This window comes from Nonomuraea sp. N2-4H (genome assembly GCF_045291505.1).
Classification (GTDB): Bacteria; Actinomycetota; Actinomycetes; order Streptosporangiales; family Streptosporangiaceae; genus Nonomuraea; species Nonomuraea fastidiosa.
Genome location: NZ_CP147987.1, coordinates 5,448,265 through 5,470,704, shown reverse-complemented (window position 1 = coordinate 5,470,704; position 22,440 = coordinate 5,448,265). Strand labels below are relative to the sequence as shown.

Here is a 22,440-nt window from a genome sequence, read left to right as displayed (position 1 = left end):
ACGGCCCCGGCATGCGTGCGCCTCTCCACCCCCCTCCTCTTGCAGGGTGGAGAGGCGCACGCGGGGATCAGCTCGCCGAGCCGGCGGGCTGGTGCGTGTGCTTCCCGGCGCTGCGCGCCGCGCTCGCCGGGGCGGGCCGCGTGGCGCCGATGTCGCCGATGTCGAACGCGTACGTGCCGGTCAGCGTCGCGATGGCGTCGGAGTTCACGTCAAGAGCGAAGTCGTTGATGTTCGTGATCGTGTCGCAGGCGCTGTGGTAGCACGGGTCGAGCGGGAGGCCCGCCGTGCCGCCGAAGATCGCCGCCTCCTCCTCGGTCTTGCGCTCCTCGGCCCCGGTGAACAGGCCGCCCGCCGGGATCCCGGCCTCGATGAACGGCCCGTAGTCCGAGCGTCCGGTGAACGCGGAGGCGGTGAAGGGCAGCCGCCGCCCGGTGAAGAACTTCTCGAAGTCCTCTTCGATCTTGTCGGAGCCGGGAGGACCGGCGGTGCCGAACGCGTCGCCGTCACCGTCGTAGATGCCGAACGTGTAGTTGGGCGAGCCGATCATGTCGAAGTTCAGGTACAGCTTGATCTTGGCTCGCTCCTCCTCGCTCAGCGAGGCCACGTAGTGCTCGGAGCCGAGCAGGCCGAACTCCTCTGCGCCCCAGAAGGCGAAGCGGAGCTGGTTCCTGGGCTTGAGCTTGGCCGCCTGCAGGGCCACCTCGAGGACGCCCGCGCTGCCGGACCCGTTGTCGTTGATGCCGGGCCCCTCCTGCACGCCGTCGAGGTGGGCGCCGAGCATGACGACCTTGTTCGGGTCGCCCTTCTTGCTCTGTGCGATCACGTTGTAGGTGGTCCTGGTCTCCACGATCGGGTCCCAGTTCATGGTGACCGCGGTGCCGGCCGCGGCCAGCTCCTCGCCGACGGAGAAGCGGGTGAAGAACGTCGGAATCGTCACGCCGGGCCCGCCGAGCACCGGGTTGAGGTCCACCTCGGTGCGTCCCTCCTGGCCCTCGTTGAAGACGATGGCCCCGATGGCGCCCGCGGCCGCCGCGTTGTCCGCCTTCACGCGGAAGTCGCAGGTGCCGCGCTGCATGAGCGCGATGTTCCCGGGGGTGAAGCCGGCGAAGTCCTCAGGCTCGCAGCCGGAGGTCGAGCTGTTCTCCGGTCCCGGCGGCAGCGTCAGGTCCACGGCCTGCACGGTGCCGCTGACCGACCCGGCGGGCGAGTCGCCCATCGCCACGTAGTCGCTGAAGAACCCGTACGTGTACGTCTTCGGCGTCCCGCTGGTCCGCTGCAGCACGGGCGGGGTGATGTAGCCGTCGAAGACGAACTCGAAGGGCTGGATCGTCACCTTGTCGCCGGCCCTGCGCAGCTTGCCGGCCACGTAGTCGCGGGAGGCGTCGAACCCGCGGGTGCCGGAGACGCGGGTGCCGTCGTTGGCGTCGGCGATGGCCTGGAACTCCCTGAGGTGCTTCTTGACGTTCTTGCCGGACACGGCCTTGACGAGCTTGGCGACCTCCTTCGTGACGGGGTCCTTCGGCCCGTGCCCGCCCGGTCCGCCGGGCTTGCCGTGACCGCCGTGACCACCGTGCCCGCCGTGCTGGCCGCCGTGCGCGGCGGCGGTTCCGGTGAAGGCGAGGGGTGACAGGGCCACGGCCACGGCGGTGATGGCGCCGAGCATGCCGTTACGTAAGCGGGAAGCCATGGTGCTCCTCGAACGTGGAGGGTGAACCGGGTCATTATTCGCACGTGCCCCGAAACGTATTCATCGGGCGGGTGATAGGGAAGATTTGTCCGCGTATCCGTTGCATCACGGACTTGGAACGTCACTCTCGGAAACGAGGAACTGTCATGTCCATCTCCCTCCCGTCCACCGGCACCGTCACCATCGGCGGCAAGACCGTGCACCGTCTCGGCTTCGGCGCCATGAGCCTGACCGGCCCGGGCGTCTGGGGGCCGCCCGCCGATCGGGACGCGGCCGTCAAGCTTTTGCGGCGCGTTGTGGAGCTGGGGGTGAACCTCATCGACACGGCCGACTCCTACGGCCCGTACGTCAGCGAGGAGATCATCCGTGAGGCGCTGCACCCGTACCCCGAGGATCTGCTGATCGCCACCAAGGCCGGTTTCGTGCGCACCGGGCCCGGCCAGTGGCACGCCGTGGGCCGTCCCGAGTACCTGCGGCAGGAGGTCGAGATGAGCCTGCGCAGGCTCGGCCAGGAGCGGCTCGACCTGCTGCAGCTGCACCGCATCGACCCGAAGGTGCCGCTTGAGGACCAGATCGGCGAGCTGAAGGCGCTGCAGGACGAGGGCAAGATCGCCGCCATCGGCCTGTCGGAGGTGACCGTCGACGAGCTGGAGCAGGCGCGGCGGATCGCCGACATCGTCTCCGTACAGAACCGCTACAACCTGACCAACCGCTTCTCCGAGGGCGTGCTCGACCACTGCACCGAGCAGGGCATCGTGTTCATCCCCTACAGCCCCATCGCCAAGGGCACGCTGGCCGCGCCCGGCGGTCCCGTCGACAACGTCGCCAAGCTGCTCGGCGCGACGCCCGCGCAGGTCAGCCTGGCCTGGCTGCTGGCCCGCTCGCCGGTGGTCGCGCCGATCCCCGGCACGTCGTCGATCGCCCACCTGGAGGAGAACCTGGGCGCCTCCACCGTGACGCTCACCGCCGAGCAGTTCGCCGAGCTCAGCTGAGCCGGGGACGGTGATGTAGACGCGGAAAGGCCGGCCCTCCGCCGCGCGGGGAGGGCCTGCCCACCGTGATGGGGATCAGCTCAGGCCGTTCTTCATGGCCGTGAGCAGCTCGGCGTTCGTCGTGTCGCCGCTGAGCTCCCAGAAGAACGCGCCGCCGAGGCCCTGGTCCTTCGAGTAGCTCATCTTGCCGCCGATCGTGGCCGGCGTGTCGTAGCTCCACCACTGGTTCCCGCAGTACGCGTACGCCGTGCCTCCGACCGTGCCGGTGGCCGGGCAGCGCGTCTTGAGCACCTTGTAGTCCTCGATGCCCTGCTCGTACGTGCCGGGCGCCGGACCGGTCGCGGTGCCGCCGGGCGCCGCCTGCGTGACCCCGGCCCAGCCGCGGCCGTAGAAGCCGATGCCGAGCAGCAGCTTGCTCGCCGGCACGCCCTTGCTCTTCAGCTTCTGGATGGCCGCATCCGAGTAGAAGCCCTGTGTCGGGATGCCGGGGTAGGAGGTGAGCGGCGAGTGCGGGGCCGTCGGGCCCTGCGGCGCGAAGGCACCGAAGTAGTCGTAGGTCATGACGTTGTACCAGTCGACGTACTGCGCGGCGCCGGCGTAGTCGGCCGCGTCGATCTTGCCGCCGTCCGTGCCGTCGGCGGTGATCGCCGCGGTGACCAGGTAGTCGGGGCCGAAGCGGGCGCGCAGCGCCTGCATGAGGTTCCTGAACGCGGCGGGGCCGCTGGAGTCGCAGGTCTCACCGCAGGCGTTCGGGTACTCCCAGTCGATGTCGATGCCGTCGAAGACGTCGGCCCAGCGCGGGTCCTCCACCAGGCGGTAGCAGGACTCGGCGAACGCGGCCGGGTTCTGCGCGGCCTGGCCGAAGCCGTCGGACCAGCTCCAGCCGCCGAAGGAGTACAGCACCTTGATGTGCGGGTACTTCTGCTTCAGCTTGCGGAGCTGGTTGAAGCTGCCGCGCAGCGCGCCCTGGTCCCAGGTGTCGGCGACGCCGTCCACGCTCTCGTTCGCCTGGTAGAAGCGGTCGTAGTCGGCGTAGCTGTCGCCGATCGCGCACTGGCCGTTCGTCACGTTGCCGAACGCGTAGTTGATGTGCGTCAGCTTGGCCGCCGAGCCGCTCGTGTCGATGTTCTTGACGTGGTAGTTGCGCTGGTAGACGCCCCAGTTCACGAAGTAGCCGAGGACCTTCTTGTCCCCGTCGTCGCCGCCGTCGCCGTCACCGGGGCCGCCGTCGTCTCCGCCGTCGCCCCCGTCACCGGGGCCGCCGCCGTCGCCAGGGTCGCCGTTGTCTCCGTCGCCGTCACCGGGGTCGCCGCCGTCACCGGGGTCGCCGCCGTCACCGGGGTCTCCGCCGTCGTCGCCTGAGACCTGCTTCCACAGGGCGGGGACGTTCGGCGGCTCCCAGCCGGGCAGCGCGGTGTGGCTCTGGATGCATTCGTACTCGACGCCGTTGTACGTGACGCGCGTGCCGGCCGTGTACGAGGTCCCGGCCGCCCACTCGGTCGCCTGCGCGGCGGCGAGCGGGGCCGAGAGCGGGGCGGACAGCGCGGAGGAGGGGGAGGTGGTGGAGGCGAGGGCCGGGCCGGACCCGGCGACGACCGCGGTGAGCGGCAGCGCCAGAGCGGCCAGCCCGGCGAGGGCCTTGCTCAAGGTGGGGTTCTTCATGATGCTCCGACATCCGGTCGAGGGGTGTACGGGGGATGGGATGTCTGGGATCAACTATTAGGAAACTTTCCTGTCAGTTGTGTGCCGACAGTAACCCCGACCTGTGCAGGCAGTCAAGACCTCTGTGTCAGGAACGTGTCAGATCGTGAAGTCGCGCAGCAGGCCCGAATAGCGCTTGGGGCGTGGCGGGGCGTACTCGCCGCGCGTGCTCGTCCGCAGCCCCAGCGCCACCAGCGACTCGGCGAACCGCGTCGCCACCGCCACCCCGTCGATCACCGGCACGCCCGTCGCCCGCGACACCTCGGCGCAGAAGTCCGCCATGCCCGCGCAGCCCAGCACGATCGCGTCGCTGCCGTCCCGCTCGGCCACCTCCGCGCACAGCTCGGTCACCGCCGCGCGGGCCGGCGGCTTCTCCAGGTCGAGCACGGGGATCTCGCAGGCGTGCACGCCCCGGCAGGCGGCGGCGAAGCCGTACCGGTGCGCGAGGTCCCACGCCCTGCCGGTGGTCCTGGCCAGCGTGGTCACCACGCTGAACGTCCTGCCGACCATCGTGGCGGCGTGCATCGCGGCCTCGGCGATGCCCAGCACCGGGCCCGTCGCAAGCTCGCGCGCCGCGTCCAGGCCGGGGTCGCCGAAGCAGGCGATCACGTACGCGTCCACGCCCTCGCGCTCGCCCGCCGCGATCTCCGCCAGCACCCCCGGCACCGCCAGCGCCTCGTCGTAGTGGCTCTCGATCGACTCCGGCCCCATGGCCGGGCTCACCGCCGTCACCTCGGTGGACGGCGACGCCACCGCCCTGGCGCACCGGCCGATGGACTCGGTCATGGCCAGGGCGGTGTTCGGGTTGATCACACGGATACGGGTCATGCCGGAATGATCCTCGGTACGCGCCGCTCCAGCAGCACCATCGCCGCGAACCCGAGCCCGCAGCCGATGAACCAGCTGAAGTCGGCCAGCCAGGCCAGCTCGACCGCCGTGACCCACTTCGGCACCAGCACCGCGGCGATGGCCGGCACCCCGGCCGCCGCCGTGGCCCACACCGCGTTGGGGTTGTAGCCCTTGCTGAACCAGTAGCGCCCGCCCGGGTCCAGCGTGAACATCTCGTCCACCGAGACCCGCTGCCGCGCGCACACGTAGTAGCCCGCGATCAGGATGCCGAACAGCGGCCCGATCAGCGCGCCCAGCAGGCCCAGCGTGTAGTGGATGGCATCGGGGTTGCCGTACCAGTTCCACGGGGTGAGCAGCACCGAGCCGACCGCCGCGATCATCCCGCCGGTGCGCCAGCTGATGCGCTGCGGGCTGACGTTGGAGAAGTCGAACGCCGGCGAGATGAAGTTCGCCACGATGTTGATGCCCACGGTCGCGATCACGAACGTCAGGCCGCCCAGCAGGATCGCGAACGGCGTGTCGATGCGCTGCACGGTGTGGATCGGGTCGGTGATCAGCTCGCCGAACACCGGCACCGTGGCCGAGGCCGTGATGACCGTCAGCAGGGAGAAGAACAGGAAGTTGACCGGCAGGCCGAGGAGGTTGCCGCGCTTGACCGCCTCGAACGAGCGGCCGTAGCGGGAGAAGTCGCCGAAGTTCAGCATCGGCCCCGAGAAGTACGACACGACCAGTGCGATCGCGCTCAGCATCACCGGGATCGACTCGGCGAAGCCCAGGCTCTCGCCCTGCGACAGGTCGAGGCTGATGTTCTCCCATCCGGCCCGGCTCACCAGGTAGACGGCCAGCACCAGCATGACCACGTACACGGCGGGCCCGGCCCAGTCCACGAAGCGGCGGATCGCGTCCATGCCGCGCCAGAACACCGCCGCCTGCGCCACCCACAGGATCGCGTAGCAGATGTAGCCGAGCGCGGACAGGCCGAGGAACGTCGGCTCGTTGAGCGCGGCCGTGGCCGGCCAGAACTTCAGGAAGATGATGATGAGCGACTGCGAGGCGAGGTAGGTCTGCACGCCGTACCAGGCGATGGCGATCGAGCCGCGCACGATGGCCGGGATGTTCGCGCCGAGCACGCCGAACACCACCCGGTTGATCACCGGATACGGCACCCCGGTGACCTGGCTGGGCCTGGCCACCAGGTTGCAGAAGACGTTGACGATGACGATGCCGGCGAGCAGCGCGAAGAGCACCTGCCAGCTCGCCAGGCCCAGCGCGAACAGGCTGCCCGCGGTGACGTAGCCGCCGACGCTGTGCACGTCGGACATCCAGAAGGCGAAGATGTTGTACGACGACCAGGTCTGTTCGCGCAGCGGAGCGAGGTCCGCGTTGGTGAGCCGTGGGTCGTGGGGCGGGGCTTGGGCGACGGTGGGCTGTGTCATGTGCGGCATCCTTGGGGGGTAGGGTCGCCGGACGGTGTTAAGCCATCACTTAACACTTGAGGGCGTTCGGCCCGATTGCGCAAGTGTTAAAGACGTGTGACGGAGGCCATGGAGGGCCTGGAGGCGATCAGCGGCGAGCGGCTCGGCAAGCGGCTGCGGGAGCTGCGCACGGAGTCCGGCAAGTCGCTGCGGGCGGTGGCCAGGGAGCTCGGCATCTCGCCCAGCGCGGTGTCCCAGATCGAGCGCGGCACGATGCGGCCGTCGGTGAGCAGGCTCATCGCGTACGTGTCGGCCATCGGAGCGCCGCTCGCGGCGGTCTTCGACGGGTACGAGCCGGGACCGCCCGGCAGTAGCGCTGGGAGCGAGGTTCTGGTGGCGCGGGCGGGCGAGACGGCGCCCATCAGGCTCGGCGGGGGAGTGACGTTCCGCAGGCTCTCACCCCGCCCGACCCCAGACGTCGAGTTCTTCGAGTCCACCTATCCGCCGCACGCGGTCTCCACCGCGCACGGCCGCTTCCTGCACCACGAGGGCTACGAGGTCGGCACGGTGACGGCGGGGGAGCTGACGATCGAGTTCGAGTCGGAGACCGTCACGCTGGCCGAGGGCGACTCGATCACGTTCCCGTGCAGCCGCCCCCACATCATCGGCAACCGCTCGGACACCGTCACCGCCGTCGCCACCTGGCTGATCGTGCACGGCCGCTGACCTGCTCCTCCACCGGCTCCTTCACGGGCGCGATGTCGCAGGCGTGATCCCCTGTGCGGCTGGGCAGGCTGTCGGATGGCAGCGAACGCGTCGTCCCTGAAGGAGACCGGCATGGCGGTACTACTGCTGGGCACGCTCGACACCAAGGGCGCCGAGTACGCCTACGTCCGTGACCTGATCACGGCGGCGGGACAGGAGGTCGTCCTCGTCGACACGGGCGTCATGGCCGGCGCCAGAGCGCTGGTGCCCGACGTTGCGGCCGAGGAGGTGGCCGAGGCGGGCGGGGAGAGCCTGGAACGGCTGCGCAGTGCGGGCGATCGGGGCGCGGCGCTGCGCGCCATGGCCGCCGGTGCCGCGCGCATCGCCCGCGACCTGCACGAGCAGGGCCGGCTGAGCGGCGTGCTGGCGCTGGGCGGCAGCGGCGGCTCCTCGATCGCGGCCGCCGCCATGGCGGCGCTGCCCGTCGGCCTGCCCAAGCTGCTCGTCTCGACCATGGCGTCCGGCGACGTGTCGGCGTACGTGGGGCAGAGCGACGTGACGCTCATGTACAGCGTCGTCGACGTGGCCGGGGTCAACTCGATCTCCCGGCAGATCCTCGGCAACGCCGCCGCGGCGATCGCGGGGATGGCCGCCGCGTACGACGCCCGCAGCCGTACCGGACCGACCGGCGACGATCGGCCGCTGGTGGCGGCCACGATGTTCGGCGTCACCACGCACGCCGTGGACGCCGCCCGCGCGCGCCTTGAGGAGCTGGGCTACGAGGTGATCGTCTTCCACGCCACCGGCTCGGGCGGCCGGGCCATGGAGGCGCTCATCGCGAGCGGCTACTTCGCCGGGGTGCTCGACCTCACCACCACCGAGCTGGCCGACGACCTCGTGGGCGGCGTGCTGTCGGCGGGGCCGGACCGGCTCACCGCGGCGGGAGCCGCCGGGGTTCCCCAGGTCGTGAGCCTGGGCGCGCTCGACATGGTCAACTTCGGGCCGATGGAGACCGTCCCCGACCGGTTCCGCGACCGCAACCTCCTCGTGCACAACCCGACCGTCACGTTGATGCGGACGACGCCCGAGGAGAACGCCGAGCTGGGCCGGCGCATCGGCGCGAAGCTGGCCGCCGCCAGCGGGCCCACCGCGCTGTTCGTGCCGCGCGGCGGCGTCTCCGCCGTGGACGTGCCCGGCGGGCCGTTCCACGACCCGGCCGCCGACGCCGCCTGCTTCGACGCCGTGCTCGCGGCCGTGGCGGGCGGCGACGTGCAGGTGGTGGAGAGCGCCGACGACATCAACAAGCCCGCATTCGCGGTCGCCGCCGCCGAGCGGCTGCACGAGCTCATCCAGAAGGGGACGGCATGAGACGCGCCGGGGGTACCCGCCGGGCGCAGGAAGGGAGGACGGCATGAACCGTGAGGAGGCGCTCGGCAGGCTGCGCGCCGAGCGGAACGCGGGCCGGCTGATCATCGGAGCCGGCGCGGGCACCGGCCTGTCGGCCAAGGCCGCCGAGGCCGGCGGCGTCGATCTCATCATCATCTACAACTCGGGCCGGTTCCGGATGGCCGGGCGCGGCTCGCTGGCCGGGCTGCTGCCGTACGGGGACGCCAACGCGATCGTGGTCGAGATGGCCGGCGAGGTGCTGCCGGTCGTCAAGGACACCCCCGTGCTCGCCGGGGTGTGCGGCACCGACCCGTTCCGGCTCATGCCGCAGTTCCTCGACCAGCTCGCGGCCATGGGCTTCACCGGCGTCCAGAACTTCCCCACGGTCGGCCTCATCGACGGTGTCTTCCGTACGAACCTGGAGGAGACCGGCATGGGGTTCGACCTGGAGATCGAGATGATCCGGCTGGCCGCCGAGCGCGGCATGCTCACCGCCCCCTACGTCTTCACGCCCGAGCAGGCCACCGCCATGGCGCAGGCCGGCGCCGACATCCTCGTACCGCACATGGGGCTGACCACCAAGGGCAGCATCGGCGCCAAGACCGCGCTCACCCTGGAGGAGTCGGCCGTACGCGTGCAGGAGATGCACGACGCCGCCGTGGCCGTCAACCCCGACATCATCGTCCTGTGCCACGGCGGGCCCATCGCCGAGCCGGACGACGTCCGCTTCATCCAGGAGCGCACCAAGGGCATCGCGGGCTTCTTCGGCGCCTCCTCGATGGAGCGCCTGCCCGCCGAGCGCGCCATCGCCGACCAGCTCCGGGCCTTCAAGGCCCTCTGACGATCGAGGGAGACCGTCCATGCACCGCAGGCCCGAAGACGTACCGACCATGATCTTCGACTGGGGCTCGATCAAGTGGCACGTCACCCCGGCCACCGTGCCGGGCGCGTCGTCCACGTTCGGCGAGGTCGTGATCAACCCCGACCGGGGCCACGAGCGCCACCAGCACCCGGCCTCCGACGAGGTGCTCTACATCATCGAGGGGGAGGGGCGGCAGATGGTCGGCGACGAGCCCGAGTTCGAGGTGAAGGCGGGCGACGCCGTCTACATCCCCATGGGGACGCCGCACTCGACGTTCAACACCGGGTGGCGGCCCCTGCGGATCATCGCGACGTACACGCCGGGCGGCGCCGAGGAGGCGCTGCGGGAGCTGCCCGGCTTCGTCGAGCTGCCGCCGGGCCAGCACCCGAGCTGGGCCGTCAAGCTGGGCTGACGCCCTCGTCCTGCGTCTTGTCCTGCGTCTCGACCGGCGGCGTGCCGTGCGTGTGGAACGACTCGATCGTCTTCAGGCCCCACGCCTGGCCCTTGGCGCGCTCGGCCTCCGTCCAGGTGATCGTGCGCCAGTCAGGGGCCAGGATGAGCCTGGTGAGCGGGTTGCACAGCTCGATGCGGTTGCCGCCGGGCTCGTAGACGTACAGGAAGAAGGTCTGCTGGATGGCGTGTTTGTGCGGGCCCGTCTCGATGAACACGCCGTTCTCCAGGCAGATGTCGGCGGCGCGCAGGATGTCCTCGCGGGTGTTCGTGGCGAACGCCAGGTGGTGCAGCCGCCCTGACGTGCCCGTCCAGTCGTCGGTGTAGACGACGTCGTACGACTTGTTCGCGAAGTGCAGCCACTGGGCCGAGATGCGGCCGCTGTCCAGCCGGATCTGCTCGGTCACCCGGGCGCCGAGCGCGTCGCGGATGAACGCGCCGTTCGCCGCCGCCTCGGCGGCCAGGAAGTTGACGTGGTCGAGGCGGCGGATGCCGATGCCGTGCGAAGGGTAGGCCTGCGGCTGGTTCTTCAGCGCGGGCCGCAGCTCCTCGGGCGGCTCGTACCACTCGGTCTCCCAGTACAGGCGCAGCTCGTGGCCGTCGGGGTCGCGGAAGGCGTACGTCGGGCCGCGCCCCGGCTCGCCGTCGCGCCAGCCGATGCCGAGCCCCGCGTCCTTGATCGCACGTACCCGGCGGTCGAGCGCCTCCTGGCTGCTCGCGCGCAGGCCCGTCGCCCGGATGCCGGAGGTGCGGTGGGCGGTCAGCGTGAGGCTGTGGTGCTCGTAGTCGTCATAGGTGCGCAGGTAGACCGAGTCGCCGTCCGCGCCTGCCCGCGTCATGCCGAGGATGTCGGTGAAGAACCACAGGCTCCGCTCCGGCTCGGGGGTGAGCAGTTCGACGTGACCGAGGTGGGCGACGTCATGCAACAGGGCGTTCATGGCAGGTCATGCTCCGTCGGCTAGGGATCGGGGGTATTTCGGTCCCGTCGACCAGCTTGGGCGCGGTGCGTACGTTCGCCGCGCGTATCGCCGTCGGCGGGTTCGTGGACAGGTCGAGCTCCACCTCGACCTGGAGGTGGCCTGTGCGGTGGCGCGGGCCGGGGCTGCCCATGACGCGCCGGTCCACCGGCTCGGGGCTCTCCAGCAGGGGATAGTCGCCCGCGTCGAAGAACTCGATCTCGGCGCCCAGGGCCGCGGCGGCGTTCTCCGCCTCCTCGCGGCGGATCGCCTTGATCTCCTCCAGCGTGTGGCCGGCCCGCCACGCCTTCGCGGACTCGCCGCGCTCGCCGAAGCTGGGGCGGACCACCTTGGCGCGCTGGCCGCCAGCCCGGTGACGAGGGCGATGGCGCCGGCCGCCCGCCAGACGAAGCCGCCCGCGTGGGCGCCGATCACCCGCAAGGGTGCTGGGTGCGGTCGGAGCCGTGGTCACGCGCCGACGCTAAGAGCCTGATGATCGATTGTCAACACTTCCTGCGATCAGCCTTGTGTTGCCGGGCTACTTCGCTCGCTCTAGCGTTAATGTAGACAATATTGTTAACGAGATGCTGAGTCGGCGGCCTGGATCCGTACCGGCTAGGGCCGTACGGAGGGCCGGAGGCGGCGCCGCGCAAGCCGCTGCGCAGCGTCCTGGTGAAGGGGCTCAGCGCGTTGATCACCGAGTCGCAGCGGGCGGCCGACGCTGCGGGCCTGGGCGACTGGTTCTGGAAGCATCTCGTGGAGACGGTCACGGACGCGGACGAGGAGTTCGTCGTACGGCTGCTGCGCGGCGCGGCCCAGCACGGCGTGCGCCGCGTCCACGAGATGGAGGCCGCCACCGCCATGCTCGACCCCCTCACCGTCCCCCAACGCCATGACCCGCGCCACCGCCGCCACCCTCGACACGGCGACCCGCAGCGGCCTCCCACCCAGCCCTCGCACTACGTGAGACCCGCCCCCGCCCCCGCCCCCGCACCGGCGCGCCGCCGCGCCCGGCGCCACGTGGATCCCCGCGGGCTCGCCGCGCCGAAAGGCGGTCCGCCCATTCGGGCCAGGTGGTCGTGGGCGAGCGAGGCGGCTCGCTGGAAGGGCCGTCGTGGCACCGTCGCCCCGTCAGTTCTGGGGGCCGTAGGGGACCCACTCTGGCCGACGGGGTGGGTGCGCTGATGGCGGAGCGCGTCTTTCGCGTCGGGAGGCGGAGCGTGTCTTTTGCGTCGGGGGGCGGAGCGTGTCTTGCGCGCTGGGAGGCGGAGCGTGTCTTCTGCAGCGGGACTCGTGTCCCAGCTGGAGGGGCCGGCCGACGACCCACTGCCCTGCCCCGGGCTCTACTGCCCTGCCCCGGGCTCAGGGGGAGGTGGTGCCGCCGCGTCTGGCGGTGGCCGAGTGCGTAGCGCCCGCCCCTGAGCACGGGCGAGTCACGGAAGTCCGGCGGCTTCAGCCGGGAAGCGAGACACCCGCTGCCGCCCTAGCACGGGCGAGTTCCCCGCACCCGGGCTCGTGCCCCGGGGAGCGGGACCGACGGCGAGCCTGCCGGAAAGCGGGTCACTCGAGGGTGGCTTCGAGGGCTTTGGCGACGCTGCGGAGGTGCTGTTGCATGGCGGTCTGGGCCGCTTCCGGGTCGCGGGCGACGATGGCGGCGACGATCAGCTCGTGCTGCGGCAACGATACGGCGGCCCGCCCCGGCTGGCGGGCGAGGCGGAACTTGTGGCGGACCACCTGCGCGCCCAGCCGTTCGATGATGGCCGCCGACGTGCGGTGGCCGGCGATCTCGCGCACCTTGGCGTGCAGGGCGGCGTTGAGCTCGGAGTAGCGGTCGAGGTCGTTGCCGTCGACGGCGGTGCGCATCTCGGCCACCAGCCGCCGCAACTCGCCGGCCTGCTCGGGCGTCACCCGCTCGGCCGCCTTGGCCGCCGACAGCCCTTCGAGCACCATCCGGACCTCGGTGATCTCGATGGCCTCGGCTTTCGACACGGCGCGCACCCTGGCACCCTTGTTGCGCAGGATCTCGACGAGCCCTTCGCCGGCAAGTTCTTTGAAGGTCTCGCGTACGGCGGCGCGCGGTGCGCTGAACTGCTCGCAGATGTCGGCTTCGACCAGCCGCTGGTTGGGCACGAAGTCGCCGCCGAGGATGGCGGCCCTGAGCCGGTCGGTCAGCGTCTCCCCGCGCGGGGACCCTGCGGTCACGCGATCCTCCCGGCGCTGATCGGGTCGGTGTCTTGTTCGACAATATTATGAACAATCTCCGAACGCCCAGGACTCTGCTTCCCCGCGTCTCCGCGCCTCGCGTCTCCGCGCCCCGCGCCCCGCACCCCGCGTCCCTGCGCCTCGCGTCTCCGCGTCCCTGCGCCTCGCGTCTCCGCGTCCCTGCGCCTCGCGTCTCCGCGCCCCGCGCCCCGCGTCTCCGCGCCCCGCGACAACGCGAACCGCGAGACACACCCGACAACGACCGCGGCCCACGCCGCCACAAGCGGCTCATCTGCCGTCAGAAGCGTCCGTGGCCAGAGCGAGCGGCGGTGCCTCACCTGTCCGCGCTGAATGCGGCCTATGGGCGCGCGCAGCCTCCCACGTGTCGCCGGAGGTCGGCCTGCCTGTGCGCGGCAGCGCTCTACCTGCGCGCCCGAGCGTTCCACGTGTCGCCGGAGGTCGGCCTGCCTGTGCGCGGCAGCGCTCTACCTGCGCGCCCGAGCGTCCCACGTGCGCGCGGAAACGCCTCGTCCGCCGCCGGAAGCGGCCGACCTGCGGGCGGAAACGCCTCGCCTGTCAGCAGAAGTGGCGGACCTGCGCACAGGAGCGCCTCACCTGCCGCGAGAAGCGGCCCGCGTGTGCGTGGGAGCGCCGGTCACGCCCACGGCGACAACGCGGTCGCACTCAAGCGCCCGCGTGTGCGCGGGAGCGCCTCACCTGCCCCCAGAAGCCTCCGGCCTGCGCGCAGAAGCGGCCCACCTGCGGGCTTGATCGTTTCGCTGAGTTCTGTCAGTCGGCTTCGGTAAGTTCCACGATCAATTGATCAGCCGGCCGTACGGATCCGGGCATTTCCGCCTGCGCTCGTGCGCCGGCCGGGGTTAGGGGGTTCTGACATCGTGGACGCGGACGAAACCGCGTGGGAGCAGCGTAGCGCCGTGCGGGTGGTGCCGCCCGTGCAGCCGCGCAAGCTGGCGAAGGTGCCCTTCGTCGAGCTGGCCGACGGCCGGTTGCAGGGCGTCGTGTCGAGCGGGTCCGACATCGAGCGGGTCTACGTCTCGTCGATCGCCGCCGGCACCCTCGCGCTGAGTTGCAGCACCAACAACAACCGCCCCTGCGGCGGCCTGTACGGCCACGCGTGCAAGCACATCAACGCGTTGGCGGCCGAGGCGGTCGTCCAGTACGGGCTCGACCGGGTGGCCCGCTACCTGCGCATCGAGGTGCCGCCGGGCGGCTCGCTGATGGACCAGGTCAACGGGCCGGTCGAGCGTACTCCGGCGGCCGTGGTGTTCAGCAGGTTCCTGCGCCACTTGGCCTACCTCGAGGTGCCCGACAGCGCCGATCCGCTGGCGGAGCTGCACTGGTTCCCCGCGACGGGGGCGGTGCGCTGATGCCACTCATCTCGACGGAAGACATGACGGACAGGGCGGTGCGGTGATGCTCGACGTACAGCTCGGAGAGCTGATGGGCGCGGCCCCCGCGGGGGTGGACGAGGCGCTCGCCCTGGTGACGGGATTTGACGAGGCGCTCACGTACGGGTTAGCGCGGCTCGGCGATGAGCGCGCGCAGGCGCTGAACGCCCTGGCGGGCGCGCTGGCGGGCACTCCCGTCGGCGAGCGGCTGGCCGAGGCGGTGGCGAAGGTGGCCGCGGGCTCGGTGTCGGACGAGCACCTGGCGGCGCTGGCCGGCGGCCGGGCGGCGCTGTTCGGCGCGGTGCACGACACGCTGCTCGCCCGGCTCGACGCGGCGCTCGGGCGTACCCGCGCCGCCGTCGAGCAGGCCGGGCCGGGCCCGGACGCCGAGGTCGCGGACAATCTGCTGGCCGGATGCCGGGCGTGGCTGCGCGAGCTGGCCATCACGGGCTGGCGCGGGGTCGATCACGACCTGGTCTCCTCCGCCGACCAGACGATCGAGGCGCTGCTCGCCGAGCCGGCGCTGCGCGGCCTTGCGGTGCTGCTCGACGGCCTGGCCGCGGAGCTGCGCGCCTCGTCGCCGGTCGCCACGATGGACCGCGTGCCCGCGCGCCGCTGGGCCGACCTGTGGACGCGCGCGACGCTGCTGGCGCAGCGCGGCCCGTGGCGGGACGAGGCCGAGGAGGTGTCGGGTCGGCTGCTGATTCTGGGCGTCGACGTGCACGAGCACGCCACCGCCGTACGCGTCCAGGTGCACGCCGTCCTGGAGCCCTCGGGAGGCGGGCAGGCCCGGCTGGTACGCACGAGCGTGGCCGCCGCGAAGGTCGACACCATCGTCGGCCCGACCGTGTGGCGGCTGTTCGGCGGGCACCCGACGCTGCTCGCGGCGCTGGCCGAGCATCGCAGTCTGGAGATCACCGACATGCCGCTGCTGCCGGGCGGCGACCTCATCTGGCACGACGACAGGGCCCGTACGGGCGATGAGGCCGACCCGCTCGCGGTGGCCAGGCTCCAGCTCCCGGTGGCGACGGCGGCCGCGGTGACGCCGCTCGACCGTCATCCCGTACGCATCGCGGAGCCCGTCTTCGTCGAGGGGTACAAGAGCGACGGCAGCTCGCTCAAGCTGGGCGAGCACACGATCGCGTTCGACCTCGACCGGCTGCCCTCCTGCGGCCCGCTCACGCCCGCGCTGCTCAAGGCGTCCACGGCCTGCATCGGGCTGCTGCGCTGGGACGCCGGGCGATGGACGCTCCAGCCGCTGGGCGTACAGGCCACGGTGAAGAAGCAGCCGGTTGCGGCGCACACCGGCGACTGGGCGCAGGGCCCCACCGACCCCAAGGTCGTCAAGGCCGAGGCCAGGTCCGGTGACGTGGTCGCGGTGCTGCGCGAACGAGCGGGACGGTTGCTGCGCAAATGAGCGAGCACATGAATGGACACACCGATCTCACCGACCTCACCGAGAACGCGACGCCGGCCGGCGACACGACCTCGTCGGCCGAGGACGCGGCCTCGCCGGGCGGCTCGCCTGCGGTGGCCGGCGGAGGCGGGCAAAGTGCGGGTGCGGCCTTGCCGGGCGGCTCGCCTGCGGTGGCCGGCGGAGGCGGGCAGAGCGCGGGTGCGGCCTCGCCTGCGGTGGCCGAGGGCGGCGGGCAGAGTGCCGATCAGACGCGGCGGCAGGTGCTCTACTGGCGGCTGCTGTCGCGGCTGTTCAGCCCCGAGGAGGAGCCCGCGCTCGAAACCGCCAGCGTCGGCATCGTCGGCGACCTCGGCCTGCCGCCCGCGCTGCTCGACCCCGGCGTCTCGATCGACAACCTCGTGCAGCGCTTCCCCGAGCTGGCCGCCGAGTTCCACGACCTCATGGCCGACAAGGACCACGGCCCCGGCGACGAGGTGCGCCGCGCGGCGCTGGTGTCGAAGCTGCTGCTGAACGTGTTCGCCACCGGCTCGGGCAACGTCACCGCGACCCGGCTGGAGAGCTGGAAGTCGGATGCGGCCTGGTTCGAGCGCGGCATGGGCTGCGAGCCGGGCGGGCTGCGCCATCGCGTCGGCGACGAAGAGCTGGCCAAGGTGCTCGCGAACATCGAGGGCGACCTGGTCAAGCGCATGCACCTGCGCGAGGTGCTGGCCGACCCGGCGCTGGCCAAGCAGCTCACGCCCAGCATGTCGCTCATCGAGCAGCTCCTGCACGACAAGTCGAACCTGTCGGGCGTCGCGCTGGCCAACGCCAAGGCGCTGATCCGCAGGTTCGTGGACGAGGTGGCGCAGGTGCTACGCACCCAGGTCGAGAAGGCCAGTGTCGGCGACATCGACCGTTCGGTGCCGCCGAAGCGGGTGTTCCGCAACCTCGACGTCGAGCGCACGATCTGGAAGAACCTCACCAACTGGAACGAGGAAGACCAGCGCCTCTACGTCGACCGCCTCTACTACAAGCAGACCGCCCGGCGCACCACCCCGGCCCGCATGATCGTGGTGGTCGACCAGTCGGGCTCGATGGTCGACGCGATGGTCAACTGCACCATCCTCGCGTCCATCTTCGCCGGGCTGCCGAAGGTCGACGTGCACCTCATCGCGTACGACACCAGGGCACTCGACCTGACCCCGTGGGTGCACGACCCGTTCGAGGTGCTGCTGCGCACCACGCTCGGCGGCGGCACCGACGGCACGGTCGCGATGGCGCAGGCCAGACCGAAGATCAGCGATCCGCGCAACACCGTGATGGTGTGGATCTCCGACTTCTACGACAACCGCTCACTGATCAACGACTTCGAGGCGATCCACCGTTCGGGGGTCAAGTTCATCCCCGTCGGCTCGGTCAACAGCTCCGGCCACGCGAGCGTCGACCCGTGGTACCGCCAGAAGCTCAAGGCCATGGGCACCCCCGTGCTCTCCGGCCACATCCGCAAGCTCGTGTCCGAGCTCAAGAACTTCCTCGCTTAGGAGACCCCGATAACCATGACCGACATGCTGCGCGCGCCCGCAGAGGTGAAGTACGCCGAAGAGCTCGACTACCTCGAGTCCATCGACACCGCGCCCAAGCCGTTCTCGTGGCGGCTCAGCCCCCGCATGATCCGGATCTTCATCCTCGGCTCCGAGCGGGCCGACGGGCTCGACAGGGAGATCCCGCAGAAGTGGTTCGGCGACCGCAGCTTCGTCGAGCGCAGCATCGTGACGCTGGCGTCCGACCGCGGCCTGCTGCTGATCGGCGACCCGGGCACCGGCAAGAGCTGGCTGGCCGAGCTGCTCGCGGCGGCGATCTGCCGTAACTCCACGCTGGTGGTGCAGGGCACGGCCGGCACCACCGAGGACCACATCAAGTACTCGTGGAACGTCTCCATGGTCATCGCCAAGGGCCAGTCCCGCGAGTCGCTGATCCCCTCGCCGATCATGACGGCGATGGAGCGGGGCGTGATCGGCCGGTTCGAGGAGCTGACCCGCTCGACGAGCGACGTCCAGGACGCGCTCATCTCGATCCTGTCGGAGAAGTACGTCTCGATCCCCGAGCTCGACGACGACAACATCGTCTTCGCCAAGCCGGGCTTCTCCATCATCGCCACCGCCAACAGCCGCGACCGCGGCGTCAACGACCTGTCGTCGGCGCTCAAGCGGCGCTTCAACTTCGTGCGCATCCCGGTGGTGACCAACAAGAAGAGCGAGGCGGAGATCGTCCGCTTCCGCACCGAGGAGCTGCTGCGCCGCCACCAGATCGAGCTGGACCTGCCGCCCACGCTGCTCGACATCCTGCTGCAGAGCTTCGCCGACCTGCGCTCGGCGGCGGCCTCGGCCACCAGCGACGACGACAAGCTGGAGTCGGCGCTGTCCACGGCCGAGCAGATCGGCGTGCTGGAGGACGCGATCCTGCACAGCCACTTCTTCGGCGACCGGGTGCTGCGCGCGCAGACGCTGGCGAGCTCGCTGGTCGGCTCGCTGGCCCGGCGCAGCCCCGAGGACCTCGCGATCCTCAACAAGTACTGGCACGGCGTGGTCGAGCCGCGCAGCAAGAAGGAGGGCGGCGAGTGGCCGGAGTTCCTCGAGGGCGGCCGGCAGGCCATCGCGACGCTGTCATGATCGATCAGTCGAGCCCCTTCGGCTCGCTCCGCGAGCAGCTTCTCGACGCGGCGGAGACGTTCGCCGGCGGTCCCGTCGAGGTCGCCGGCATCCTGTCCGGCATGGTCGACGACGTCGACCGGGCGCTGCGCGAGGAGCTGGAGATCTTCCCGGTCTGCCACCACTCGCCGGCCTCGGCGCTGGCCATGGTGCGCAGGCTGCGCGAGAAGCAGCCGAAGGTCATCTATCTGGAGCTGTGCGAGGACCTGCAGCCGCTGCTCACCGAGCTGCGCAACTGCAAGCTGCCGGTGGCGGTGCAGGCGTTCGCGACCGACCTCGACGGGTTCCCGAAGTCGTGGGCGCCGCTCAGCGTGGTGGCGCCCATCACGGAGGCGTCCGCCGAATACCAGGCCATCGCGTACGCGCTCGAAACCCCCGGCGTCGAGCTGGTGCTGGTGGACCGCTCGACCGACCACGTCTTCCAGTGGGCGCCCGAGAAGGAGGACAAGCCCAAGCCCGACGAGGGCGCGGGCCTGCACGGCGACGCGGTCGGCGTGGAGATCGGCGACCTGCGGCCCCGCTTCGCCGAGCTGGAGGAGCACCTGCTGCACCACGGCAAGGTGCGCCACTGGTCGGAGTGGTGGGACCAGTACGTCGAGCAGCCGCTGTCCGGCGCGGACTACGACACCTACCGCCAGGTCATGGTGCTCATCGGCAGCCTGTTCCGGCGGCTGCGGCCCGAGGGCGACGCGCGCCTGTCGGTGGACGAGGACCGCGAGCGCTACATGTGGACCAGGATGCGCGAGCACCTGGCCGCCTCCGGCGCCGACCCCGCCGACTGCCTCTACGTCTGCGGCGCCTTCCACGCCGCGAGCCGGGTCGAGCAGTTCGGGCTGAGGTCCACGGCCACGTTCGAGATCAGCCCGCGCACCGGCACGAAGTGGCTGTACGGGCTCATCCCCTCCAGCCACTCGGCCATCGAGGCGCAGTTCGGGCTGGCCCCCGGCTCGGTGTCGATCGCGGCGGCCACCTGGAACAAGGCGCTGACGCGCAGCAAGCTCACCCCGTTCCGGCTGGCCGGGCAGAAGGGCTCGGCGGGCAAGGGGAGCAAGCGCCAGGCCAAGCTGCCGCCGCCCGCGCCGCAGGGCGAGGTGGCCGACAAGCTGACCGGGTTCCTGTCGCGGCCGCCCGCGCTCGACCCGCTCGACGAGGCCGAGCTGCTCGGCTGGTCGGTCGACATCGTCAGGCTGGCCCGCCGCAACGGCTACCTCGCCAGCACCGCCGACGCGATCGCGGTCTACGAGACCTCGATCCTGCTGGCCGGCATGCGCAACCGCGCCAGGCCCACCCCGTACGACTTCCAGGACGCCGCCGTCACCTGCATCGAGAAGGACGTCGTGCCGGGACGGCGCGACGTGCGGCGGCTCTGCGAGATCCTGCTGGGCGGCGACAAGATCGGCGAGGTCGGCTACGACGCGCTGCCGCCGCTGGCCAGGGACGTCTACGACCGGCTCGCCCCTCTCGGGCTCGACCTGAGCAAACGCACGATCCAGCGGGCGCTGCTCGACTTCACCGCGGAGCCCGAGCTGCGGCCCTGCTCCGACGTGCTGTGGATGCTGCGCTACCTGCTGCCGTCCGACGCCGTACGGCCGATCATGGGGGAGCGGCGCCTCGGCGAACGCTCCATCCAGGAGAGCTGGGACCTCGCGATCGGCAAATACCAGCGCTCGATCATCGAGCTCGGCTACGAGGGCGTCACCGTCGAGCAGGTGCTGGAGCAGCGGCTGCGGCGCTCGGTGTGGGATCCGAAGGCCACCGCGTCCGTCGTGCTGGCGGCGGTCGAGGACGCCATCCTGTTCCTCGGCAGCCGCCGCTTCGCCGACGAGCTGGGGGAGCGGGCGGTCGAGCTGCTCGCCGCCGAGCGGAGCGTGGACGACGCGCCCGACGTGCTGCGCCGTATCCGGCGGCTGCTCGCCCACTACCGGGCCACCGAGCCGGAGCTGCCCGCGTGGTGCGAGAAGTTCGTGACGTCCGGCTACGCCCACTACTGCACGCTGCTGCCCACGGCGTTCGTCGACGACGACACCGGCGTACGGCAGGTGGGGGCCATGCTCGGCTTCCTGTTCCACATGGAGAGCCTGGCGCTGGCGCTCGGCTGCGACCGCGCCCAGCTCGAGCTGGCCGTGCAGCAGTCACACCCCGAGTCGCCGGCCAAGGTGGCGCTGCTGTGGGCGGCCCAGCACCAGCTCGGCCTGCTGCCGCCGGCCGAGCTGCGGTCGCGCTGCGACGAGCTGCTGGCCAACCCGCTGGTGATCCCGTCGTTCCCGCAGTACGTCATCGGGTTCGTCCAGGCCCTGGAGCCGGTGCCCGCGCTGTCGGGGTTCGTGGTCGAGGTGATCTCGAAGGCGTTCGGGCGGCTGCCGGACAGCGTGCTGCTGCCGTGGCTGCCGAAGCTCATCACCGCGCTGCGCGATGGCGCCGCCGAGCTGATGCCGATGCTCGTACGCGAGGCAGGGCGGACGTTCCCCGGCTCGCTGACGGCGGTCGACTCGTGGGTGCCGCCGTGGACCGCCCGCCCCAAGCCGGCCGCGCCCGCCGCCGCTCCGGTGGCGGGCGGGCCGGTGGCCGAGCTGCTGCGCGCCCACCCGGCGGCCTGCGACGCCGTGGCCGGGGTGCTGGGCTGCTCCGGCGAGTGGCTTGCGCCCGGCGAGGGCGCTGCGCCCGGCGCGGATCCGCGGGTGGCGGCGCTGCTGGCGGCTCACCCCGAGTCTGCGCTCGCGGTGGCCGGGCTGCTGGGGTGAGGCGGGCGGCAAGCCGTTGACCGGTCCCGGTCGCCGTCTCCTGATCCGGTGTCAGGAGGCGGCGGGGGCCGGGCGGCAGGTGGCGCCGGGCGGGGGCAGACGGAGATCGGTGAGGTACGCGTACGCGTGCGCGATCGTGTACGGGTCCCCGTCAGGTACAGCCCGTGCCCTGGGCCGTCGAACCTCACGGTGCGCGAGCCGGGCACGCGCCGTACGAGGTCGGCGGTGTCCGTGGAGTCGGTCCAGGTGCCCGCGCCGAGGAACGGCGGCAGCCCCTCCGGCAGCGCCCGCGCCGGGTTCGTCGCCGGCGTGGGCCAGCCCGCGCAGCCGAGCCGGTGCCACACCTCGGCTCCGGCGAGGTTCGGCGACCTGCGCTCCCCGAGCGCCCGCACCTTCCGGTACTCGCGGTGGTCGCGGAAGCGCAGGCCGTCCAGGCACTGGGTGGCGTTCATGCCGACGGGCGACGGCGGCTTCAGGCTGCCGGTGCCCGCCCGTACGTACGCCGCGAAGCCGCCCGCGTCCCCGCCCTCGGCCTGCCTGATGGCCTGGCGCGGGTAGCCGGGTGCGGGGCCCGGGGCGAACAGGTGCGGCATCGCGGCCACCTTCATGTCGAACCCGGTGTACGTCACCCGCGCGTCCCCGCCCGGCAGGGGTTGTTCGTCGGCGCCGTCCTCGATCGGGAGGTGCCTGCGATCGGCGGCCACCCGCGCGCCGTCGACCGGCAGGGGCTCGCGGTCGGCGCCGGCCACCAGCCTGCGCCAGCGCGCCCCCATGCCGTGGCCGCACACGTCCGTGTTCTGGTCGCACCAGGCCAGGAAGCGCCGGAACTGCGCCTCGTGCGTGCCTTCCTGCACTCCTGCGCGCTCGCCCGTACGGTGGCCGCCTGGCGCGCGTACTCGCGCACGGTGTCCGGACGGGTCAGCCACGGGCCGGTGGTGAAGCATCGTCGGGGAAGGCGTCCGTACGTGCCGGCGTTGCGCG

The 22,440-nt window shown here is 71.5% G+C and carries 19 protein-coding genes; 11 read left to right on the top strand and 8 right to left on the bottom strand.

The genetic code is table 11. The annotated features are described in order from the left end of the window. Nucleotides 1-67 precede the first annotated feature (67 nt). Nucleotides 68-1,687, bottom strand: a complete 1,620-nt coding sequence (locus WBK31_RS25055; RefSeq protein ID WP_378787256.1) for a M28 family metallopeptidase — start codon at nucleotides 1,685-1,687, stop codon at nucleotides 68-70. Nucleotides 1,688-1,833: 146 nt separating this feature from the next. Between WBK31_RS25055 and WBK31_RS25050 the strand changes: the two genes are divergently transcribed. After that, entirely contained in the window at nucleotides 1,834-2,679 is an 846-nt protein-coding gene (locus tag WBK31_RS25050) for an aldo/keto reductase (protein WP_364056527.1), read from the top strand. A 75-nt stretch (nucleotides 2,680-2,754) separates the two neighbouring features. On the opposite strand, the gene WBK31_RS25045 is transcribed toward WBK31_RS25050, so the two are convergent. The 3 genes from WBK31_RS25045 to WBK31_RS25035 form a co-directional block, all read right to left on the bottom strand. Next, the gene (locus WBK31_RS25045; protein WP_406673256.1) at nucleotides 2,755-4,341 is read right to left on the bottom strand and encodes a glycosyl hydrolase family 18 protein; all 1,587 of its coding nucleotides are present in this window, start codon (nucleotides 4,339-4,341) and stop codon (nucleotides 2,755-2,757) included. A 138-nt stretch (nucleotides 4,342-4,479) separates the two neighbouring features. Continuing rightward, on the bottom strand, nucleotides 4,480-5,208 hold the full coding sequence (locus WBK31_RS25040) for an aspartate/glutamate racemase family protein (RefSeq protein ID WP_364056521.1): 729 nt from the start codon (nucleotides 5,206-5,208) through the stop codon (nucleotides 4,480-4,482). Beyond that, a complete protein-coding gene (locus WBK31_RS25035; protein ID WP_364056518.1) occupies nucleotides 5,205-6,665 on the bottom strand; it encodes an NCS1 family nucleobase:cation symporter-1 in 1,461 nt (486 codons plus the stop codon). The genes WBK31_RS25040 and WBK31_RS25035 overlap by 4 nt, the downstream gene beginning before the upstream one ends. 96 nt (nucleotides 6,666-6,761) lie before the next feature. On the opposite strand from WBK31_RS25035, the gene WBK31_RS25030 reads away from it, so the two are divergent. The 4 genes from WBK31_RS25030 (at nucleotide 6,762) to WBK31_RS25015 (ending at nucleotide 10,009) form a co-directional block, all read left to right on the top strand. Continuing rightward, nucleotides 6,762-7,370, top strand: a complete 609-nt coding sequence (locus tag WBK31_RS25030; protein WP_364056515.1) for a helix-turn-helix domain-containing protein — start codon at nucleotides 6,762-6,764, stop codon at nucleotides 7,368-7,370. A gap of 111 nt (nucleotides 7,371-7,481) precedes the next feature. Then, entirely contained in the window at nucleotides 7,482-8,717 is a 1,236-nt protein-coding gene (locus WBK31_RS25025; protein WP_406673255.1) for a Tm-1-like ATP-binding domain-containing protein, read from the top strand. 43 nt (nucleotides 8,718-8,760) lie between these two features. Next, nucleotides 8,761-9,576: a phosphoenolpyruvate hydrolase family protein gene (locus WBK31_RS25020; RefSeq protein WP_364056509.1), complete on the top strand. Its 816-nt coding sequence runs from the start codon at nucleotides 8,761-8,763 to the stop codon at nucleotides 9,574-9,576. A 19-nt stretch (nucleotides 9,577-9,595) separates the two neighbouring features. Continuing rightward, entirely contained in the window at nucleotides 9,596-10,009 is a 414-nt protein-coding gene (locus WBK31_RS25015) for a cupin domain-containing protein (protein ID WP_406673254.1), read from the top strand. On the opposite strand, the gene WBK31_RS25010 is transcribed toward WBK31_RS25015, so the two are convergent. Together WBK31_RS25010 and WBK31_RS25005 are read right to left on the bottom strand one after the other, a co-directional pair. Further along, nucleotides 9,996-10,985, bottom strand: coding sequence for a catechol 2,3-dioxygenase (locus tag WBK31_RS25010; RefSeq protein ID WP_406673253.1), 990 nt, complete (start codon nucleotides 10,983-10,985; stop codon nucleotides 9,996-9,998). The two genes, WBK31_RS25015 and WBK31_RS25010, sit on opposite strands and share 14 nt — an antisense overlap. Further along, nucleotides 10,966-11,352, bottom strand: a complete 387-nt coding sequence (locus tag WBK31_RS25005; protein ID WP_406673252.1) for a hypothetical protein — start codon at nucleotides 11,350-11,352, stop codon at nucleotides 10,966-10,968. Before WBK31_RS25005 ends, WBK31_RS25010 begins: the two co-directional genes overlap by 20 nt. A 323-nt stretch (nucleotides 11,353-11,675) precedes the next feature. Here WBK31_RS25005 and WBK31_RS25000 point away from each other — a divergent pair, with 323 nt between their 5' ends. Further along, entirely contained in the window at nucleotides 11,676-12,188 is a 513-nt protein-coding gene (locus WBK31_RS25000; protein WP_378787267.1) for a DUF1932 domain-containing protein, read from the top strand. A 375-nt stretch (nucleotides 12,189-12,563) separates the two neighbouring features. On the opposite strand, the gene WBK31_RS24995 is transcribed toward WBK31_RS25000, so the two are convergent. Continuing rightward, nucleotides 12,564-13,205 (bottom strand): GntR family transcriptional regulator, encoded by a 642-nt coding sequence (locus tag WBK31_RS24995; protein ID WP_364056494.1) that lies wholly within the window; start codon nucleotides 13,203-13,205, stop codon nucleotides 12,564-12,566. Between the two features lie 896 nt (nucleotides 13,206-14,101). On the opposite strand from WBK31_RS24995, the gene WBK31_RS24990 reads away from it, so the two are divergent. Genes WBK31_RS24990 through WBK31_RS24970 form a run of 5 tightly spaced genes read left to right on the top strand, consistent with a single transcriptional unit; the run spans nucleotide 14,102 to nucleotide 21,459 of the window. Then, on the top strand, nucleotides 14,102-14,593 hold the full coding sequence (locus tag WBK31_RS24990) for a hypothetical protein (RefSeq protein WP_364056492.1): 492 nt from the start codon (nucleotides 14,102-14,104) through the stop codon (nucleotides 14,591-14,593). 46 nt (nucleotides 14,594-14,639) lie between these two features. Next, nucleotides 14,640-16,031, top strand: a complete 1,392-nt coding sequence (locus WBK31_RS24985; protein ID WP_378787269.1) for a hypothetical protein — start codon at nucleotides 14,640-14,642, stop codon at nucleotides 16,029-16,031. Nucleotides 16,032-16,039: 8 nt separating this feature from the next. Beyond that, complete coding sequence (locus tag WBK31_RS24980; protein ID WP_364056486.1) at nucleotides 16,040-17,551, top strand: VWA domain-containing protein; 1,512 nt, start codon at nucleotides 16,040-16,042, stop codon at nucleotides 17,549-17,551. 15 nt (nucleotides 17,552-17,566) lie between these two features. Next, entirely contained in the window at nucleotides 17,567-18,679 is a 1,113-nt protein-coding gene (locus tag WBK31_RS24975; RefSeq protein ID WP_364056483.1) for an AAA family ATPase, read from the top strand. Then, entirely contained in the window at nucleotides 18,676-21,459 is a 2,784-nt protein-coding gene (locus WBK31_RS24970) for a DUF5682 family protein (protein WP_406673251.1), read from the top strand. Before WBK31_RS24975 ends, WBK31_RS24970 begins: the two co-directional genes overlap by 4 nt. On the opposite strand, the gene WBK31_RS24965 is transcribed toward WBK31_RS24970, so the two are convergent. Further along, nucleotides 21,417-22,385 (bottom strand): hypothetical protein, encoded by a 969-nt coding sequence (locus tag WBK31_RS24965; protein ID WP_406673250.1) that lies wholly within the window; start codon nucleotides 22,383-22,385, stop codon nucleotides 21,417-21,419. The two genes, WBK31_RS24970 and WBK31_RS24965, sit on opposite strands and share 43 nt — an antisense overlap. Nucleotides 22,386-22,440: the final 55 nt, after the last annotated feature.